6 protein-coding genes are annotated in these 5907 nt (G+C 74.4%); 5 read left to right on the forward strand and 1 reads right to left on the reverse strand.

What is annotated here, in order from left to right; genetic code table 11:
• The coding region (locus tag VR45_RS20520) for a zinc finger domain-containing protein (RefSeq protein WP_045941260.1) at positions 1-246 on the forward strand (246 nt) is incomplete at its 5' end.
• Positions 247-282: 36 nt separating this feature from the next.
• On the opposite strand, the gene VR45_RS20525 is transcribed toward VR45_RS20520, so the two are convergent.
• The gene (locus tag VR45_RS20525; protein WP_045941261.1) at positions 283-1206 is read right to left on the reverse strand and encodes a hypothetical protein; all 924 of its coding nucleotides are present in this window, start codon (positions 1204-1206) and stop codon (positions 283-285) included.
• 311 nt (positions 1207-1517) lie between these two features.
• Between VR45_RS20525 and VR45_RS20530 the strand changes: the two genes are divergently transcribed.
• The 4 genes from VR45_RS20530 to VR45_RS20545 form a co-directional block, all read left to right on the forward strand.
• Positions 1518-2870, forward strand: a complete 1353-nt coding sequence (locus VR45_RS20530) for a hypothetical protein (protein ID WP_045941262.1) — start codon at positions 1518-1520, stop codon at positions 2868-2870.
• A gap of 140 nt (positions 2871-3010) precedes the next feature.
• Entirely contained in the window at positions 3011-3310 is a 300-nt protein-coding gene (locus tag VR45_RS20535; protein ID WP_045941263.1) for an acylphosphatase, read from the forward strand.
• 413 nt (positions 3311-3723) lie between these two features.
• Positions 3724-3927 carry a hypothetical protein gene (locus VR45_RS20540; protein WP_030396724.1) on the forward strand — a complete coding sequence of 68 codons (204 nt, stop codon included), beginning with the start codon at positions 3724-3726 and terminating at the stop codon, positions 3925-3927.
• Between the two features lie 196 nt (positions 3928-4123).
• Positions 4124-5907: AAA family ATPase (locus tag VR45_RS20545; protein WP_045941264.1), on the forward strand; the 1784-nt coding region annotated here is incomplete at its 3' end.

The following is a 5907-nucleotide window of genomic DNA, read 5'->3' on the forward strand; positions in this document are numbered from 1 at the left end:
CTGCTGGCGAACGCCCGCGAGGTCATGACGGCGGCGCTGGCGGTCGGCGGCACCAGTTTCGACAGCCTGTACGTCAATGTGAACGGCGAGAGCGGCTACTTCTCCCGGGACCTGGACGCCTACGGCCGGGAGGACGAGCCCTGCCGCCGCTGCGGCACCGCGATCCGGCGGGCCGCCTGGATGAACCGGTCCAGCTACTTCTGCCCCCGCTGCCAGCGCGTTCCGCGGGTGCGCGAAGGGGACTGAAGGGGCGGCGGGGCGATGGCGCCGCCGCCCCCGGTGTCAGCGCTCGGCGAGTTCGGGCCGGGCCGGTTCGCCGTCGGGGAGGCCGCCGTGGGTGTCCTGGCCGAAGTAGGCGACACCGACCGCCGCGACCACCGCCAGCGCGAAGCCGGCCACGCCGAGCCAGCCCAGCCCGGCCTTGGAGGAGTCGCCGAGCCACAGCACGCCGACCGCGCCCGGCAGCACCGTCTCACCGACCACCAGGGCGGCCGTGGCGCCGTTCACCGAGCCGATCTGCAGGGCCACGGTGTGCACGTACATACCGCCGATGCCGCCGACCAGGATCGCGTACAGCGCCGGGTCGGAGAGCAGGCTGCCGAGGTCGAAGGGCTCGACGCCGTTCAGGATCCGCACACCGACGCCGAGCGCACCGAAGCCGAGGCCGGAGAGCAGACCGGCGACGATCGCGCCGTTGGCTCCCATCCGGCGCACCAGCAGGCCGCCGCCCACCAGCAGCACGGTGGTGATCGCCAGCAGCCACCAGTGGAAGGACATCTCGGCATGGTGCCCGCCCTCCGGCCCGGCCGAGACGGCGAGCAGGACGAGCGCCGAGCAGAGCACGCCGATCGAGGCCCACTCCAACTGCTTGAGCCGGATCCCGAGCAGCTTGATCGACAGCACCGCGGTGATCACCAGGTTGGCGCTGATGATGGTCTGGGAGAGGAACAGCGGCAGCAGCCGGGCGGCCAGCGCGCCGAGCCCGAAGCCGATGAAGTCCAGCACCGTGCCGAGGACGAACTCCCAGGTCACGGCGGCCTTGGCGGTGGAGGAGAGGCTCGGCCCGCCGTGCGCGGTGGTGCCGGTGGAGTCGCCGCCCTTGGCGGCCTCCTCGCGGGCGGAGCGCCGGGATCCCACGGCCTGGAGGACCGAACCGGTGCCGTAGCAGGCGGAGGCCGCCACAGCGGTGACGAGGCCGATGATCACACGTGCTCCGATCAGGAGGGATGGGGCAGGACGGTCGGGAGGTGGCTGTGGGGTGACCGTTCGGCCACCACTATGCCTGGTCGCGCGGCACGGTCGGGACGCCCCGGGACGGGCTCCGCGCCCGCCGGGACACGCCGGTGGTACGACCGGGCCGGTGGCCGGGTTCCCGCTCCGATCACGGTTCCGGGGCGGCCGGAGGAAAGATCATCCCGTGGAAGGGGACCCACCCCGGCGGACGGTGGGGGTGCCGGTCCGCCCCGTACCCGGCCGGTATGCCCGGTCGGGGGACCGGTCGCGGTAGCGTCGGTGGCATGAGAACCCTTGCTCGACGACGTTCCCGGGGCGCCGGGCCGCTGGCCCTGGTGGCGGCGCTGCTCGGGCTGCTGCTCCTGCTGGCGCCGGCCGCCTCGGCGGCGGGCGGGCTCGACGACGCGGCCGCCGCGCTCAAGCAGGGCCGGGTGTACGTCGACCCGGCGATGGCGGGCCGGTTCAGCCAGGGCCAGGCCGACGCGCTGACCGAGAAGATCCGCAAGGCTGACAAGCCGATCTTCGTGGCGGTGGTCCCGGCGGCCGACCCCTACGGCGCCTCGACCGTCTTCGACGACCTGCGCACCAAGGTCGGCATCACCGGTACCTACGCGATCTGGCGCGGCGACCAGTTCCAGGCCCGCTCGGACAAGGGCGCGCTGCCCAGCGCGAGCGCCCAGCGGATCGCCGGCGCGTCCTTCCGCGCGCACCCCGGCGACATCGACGCCACCCTCAACGACTTCGTGGACACCGCCGCCCCGCAGGTCAAGGGGCACGGTGTGAACAGCACGGCGGGTGGAGCATCGGCGGCCGCGATCGCCGTGCCGCTGGCCCTGCTGGCGCTGGCCGGCACCGGGGTGTTCCTGCTGTTCCGCCGGTCCAAGCGGCGCAAGGAGGATCAGCGCCGGGCCGAACTGGCCCAGGTCCGCCGGGTGGTGGACGAGGACATCACCGCCTACGGCGAGGAGCTGGACCGGCTCGACTTCGTCCCCTCCGCGCCGGACGCCGACGATGTGCAGCGCGGCGACTACACCCACGCCCTGGACTCCTACGAGCGGGCCAAGCGGCTGATGGACGAGGCCAAGGGCCCGGCGGACGTCAAGCCGGTCGCCGAGGCGCTGGAGGACGGCCGGTTCGCGCTGGCCACCCTGGCCGCCCGGCGGGACGGGCACCCGCTGCCCGAGCGGCGTCCCCCCTGCTTCTTCGACCCCCGGCACGGCCCGTCGGTGAAGGACGCCGACTGGGCCCCGGCGGGCGGCGCCGCCCGCGCCGTCCCGGTCTGCCGGGCCGACGCGGACCGGCTCGCGGCCGGGCAGGACCCGGACATCCGGACCGTGCCGACCGAGCACGGCCCGCAGCCGTACTGGAACGCGGGCCCGGCGTACGGCCCCTGGGCCGGCGGCTACTTCGGCGGCTTCGGCGGCGGCGGTCTGCTGCCGGGCCTGCTGGTCGGCACCATGCTCGGCTCGATGATGGCCACCCCGGCGTACGCGTACGGCCCGGCGGACGCCGGCGCCGGTTACGAGGGTGGGGACCAGTCCGGTGCCGACTTCGACTCCTCCGACTTCGGCGGTGGCTTCGACGGCGGCGGTGGCGGGGACTTCGGTGGCGGCGGCGACTTCGGCGGGGGCTTCTGACCCGGCCGCCCCGCCCCGCCCGATCCCGCCGCCCCGCCCGATCCCGCCGCCCCGGCCGGTCCCACGACCGGCCGGGGTGGCGTCGTCGTACCGGCTGCTCCGTGACGCGGGCCGCCGTCGCGGCGGATAGGGTCGGGGGCATGCACGGTCGCGACGCCCACAGTGACGAGCCGGTCCGCGTCACCGCCTGGGTACGCGGCAAGGTGCAGCAGGTCGGCTTCCGCTGGTGGACCAGGGCGCGGGCGCTGGAGATCGGACTGACCGGCTACGCGAGCAACCTCGGCGACGGCCGGGTGCAGGTGGTGGCCGAGGGGCTCGCCCCGGAGTGCGAGCAGCTGCTCACGCTGCTCAGGGGCCCGGACACGCCCGGCCGGGTCAGCGGGGTGACCGAGATCTGGACCGCCGTCGGGCCCGGGTACGGGACCTTCGAGATCCGCTGAGAACCCCCGTCGGCGGGGGCCCGGGCCGGTCGATCGAAAACGATCGTCAACCGGCGGTGTCGTACGGTTGCCATCCGGGCAGACTCGTGGTTGACTCCGCATCGAACGATGATCCACGAGCATGTGGTGGACCCCCCTTCGTAGCCGCCGGGCGTGACGACACCGCCAGGCAGGTGACAGGGGCGCGGTAGCGTGCGGTGATCGTGTTGACCCGTACCGTCTTTGGTGAGACGCTGGAAACCCGCGCACACGACCGCGTTATTCCGGTAGGTGCATGCCCCCGTGAGCCCAGCTCACGGTGGTTGTGCCGTAGTGCCCAGCCAGCACTGCCGGTGCACGCCGCGCGTGCGTCCCCCTTCCCCCTAGACCGTTACCGTTCCGGTTCGGTCACTCAGCGTGGAGGACCATTCATCATGGCAAAGGCGCTTCTCGGGTACGTCGGCGGCCCCGACCCGCGAATGCTCTCCGAGATGCGACGGCTGCAGCAGCGCGTCCAGGATCTCGAAGCCGAGCTCATCAGGATGCAGGCTGTGAACGACGCACTCACCGCTGTCGCCGACGAGCACTCGTTGCTCAACAGCATCGATCTGGATCAGCGGGAGCCGGCTCTCACCTGAGTTCCGCCCGATCCCCGATCGACGCCGCTGTGCACTGAGCCGCCCCGAAAGGGACGCAGCTTGCGAGGGACGCCCCGTGTGGCGTCCCTTCGTCGTGTCCGGCCGCGATCGCCGCAGGTCCCGGCGGGGCGGGCGGATACAGTCGCCGCAGGGCCCCGGCCAGGGCCCGGCGAGCGAGGGGCGAGGAGAGCGGCGCGTGCACCTGAAGAGTCTGACGCTGCGCGGGTTCAAGTCCTTCGCCTCCGCCACCACCCTGCGCTTCGAGCCCGGCATCACCTGCGTGGTCGGGCCGAACGGCTCCGGCAAGTCCAACGTCGTCGACGCGCTCTCCTGGGTGATGGGCGAGCAGGGCGCCAAGTCGCTGCGCGGCGGCAAGATGGAGGACGTCATCTTCGCCGGTACCAGCGGGCGCGCCCCGCTCGGCCGGGCCGAGGTCAGCCTCACCATCGACAACACCGACGGCGCCCTGCCGATCGAGTACGCCGAAGTGACCATCACCCGGACGATGTTCCGCAACGGCGGCAGCGAGTACGCGCTCAACGGCGACACCTGCCGGCTGCTGGACATCCAGGAACTGCTCTCCGACTCCGGCATCGGCCGCGAGATGCACGTCATCGTCGGGCAGGGCCGGCTCGACTCCGTCCTGCAGGCCGACCCGATGGGTCGGCGCGCCTTCATCGAGGAGGCGGCCGGCGTCCTCAAGCACCGCAAGCGCAAGGAGAAGGCGCTGCGGAAGCTCGACGCGATGCAGGTCAACCTCAATCGGGTCCAGGACCTGGTGGCCGAACTCCGGCGCCAGCTCGGCCCGCTCGGCCGACAGGCCCGGATCGCCCGCCGGGCCGCCGGGATCCAGGCCGACCTGCGGGACGCCAGGCTGCGGCTGCTCGCCGACGACCTGCTCGCCCTGCGCCGGGCCGTCGAGGCGGAGATCGCCGACGAACTGGCCCTGCGGCTGCGCCGTTCCACCGTCGAGCAGGAACTCGGCCGGGCGATCCAGCGCGAGGCCGTGCTGGAGGCGCAGGTCCAGCAGCTCGGCCCCGGCCTGGAGGCGGCCCGGCAGACCTGGTACCGGCTCTCCGCCCTCGCCGAACGCACCCGCGGCACCGTCGGACTGGCCGGGGCCAAGGCCCGGCACGCGGCCGCCGACGGGCAGTCCGAGGAGCGGCGCGGCCGGGACCCGGAGGAGCTGGAGCGCGAGGCCGAGCGGGTCAGGGAGGAGGAGGCCGCGCTGGCCGAGGCATTGGAACAGGCCCAGGAGGCGCTGGACGAGGCAATCGACACGAAGGCCGGACTGGAGCGCGCCCTCGCCGCCGAGGAACGCCGGCTCAAGGACGCCGCCCGGGCCATCGCCGACCGCCGCGAGGGGCTGGCCCGGCTCCAGGGGCAGGCCGCCGCCGCCCGCTCCAAGGCCGCCGCCGCCGAGGCCGAGATCGGCCGGCTCGCCGAGGCCCGGGACGAGGCGCTGCAACGCGCCGGGGCGGCCCGGGAGGAGTACGAGGAACTGAAGGCCAGGGTCGACGCCGAGGCCGAGGACGGCGAACGGGCCGACACCGCGCACGAGGACGCCAGGGCACTGCTCGCCGCCGTCGAGCGGGAGCTCGCCGCCGCCCGCGAGGCGGCGGCCGTCGCCGAGCGCGAGCGGGCCGCGCTGACCNCCCGGCACGACGCGCTCGCGCTCGGCCTGCGCCGCAAGGACGGCAGCGGCGCGCTGCTCGCCGCCGGGGACCGGCTCACCGGACTGCTCGGGTCGGCCGCCGGACTGCTGAGGATCACCCCGGGCCACGAGACCGCCGTCGCGGCCGCCCTCGGCGCCGCCGCCGACGCGGTGGCCGTCGACTCGCCCGGCGCCGCCGCTGAGGCGCTGCGGCTGCTGCGCGAGCAGGACGCCGGCCGGGCCGCGCTGCTGATCGCCGGTGCCCCCCGCCCCGAGGCCCCGGCGGGGGAGTTGCCGCCGGGCGCCCGCTGGGCCGTGGAACTGGT

This window comes from Streptomyces sp. NRRL S-495 (assembly GCF_000966955.1).
Classification (GTDB): Bacteria; Actinomycetota; Actinomycetes; order Streptomycetales; family Streptomycetaceae; genus Kitasatospora; species Kitasatospora purpeofusca.

Coding starts and splice junctions, on each gene's coding strand:
- VR45_RS20535 (WP_045941263.1), top strand. CDS start 3,011: ATGCACGGTCGCGACGCCCACAGTGACGAGCCGGTCCGCGTCACCGCC.
- VR45_RS20540 (WP_030396724.1), top strand. CDS start 3,724: ATGGCAAAGGCGCTTCTCGGGTACGTCGGCGGCCCCGACCCGCGAATG.
- VR45_RS20530 (WP_045941262.1), top strand. CDS start 1,518: ATGAGAACCCTTGCTCGACGACGTTCCCGGGGCGCCGGGCCGCTGGCC.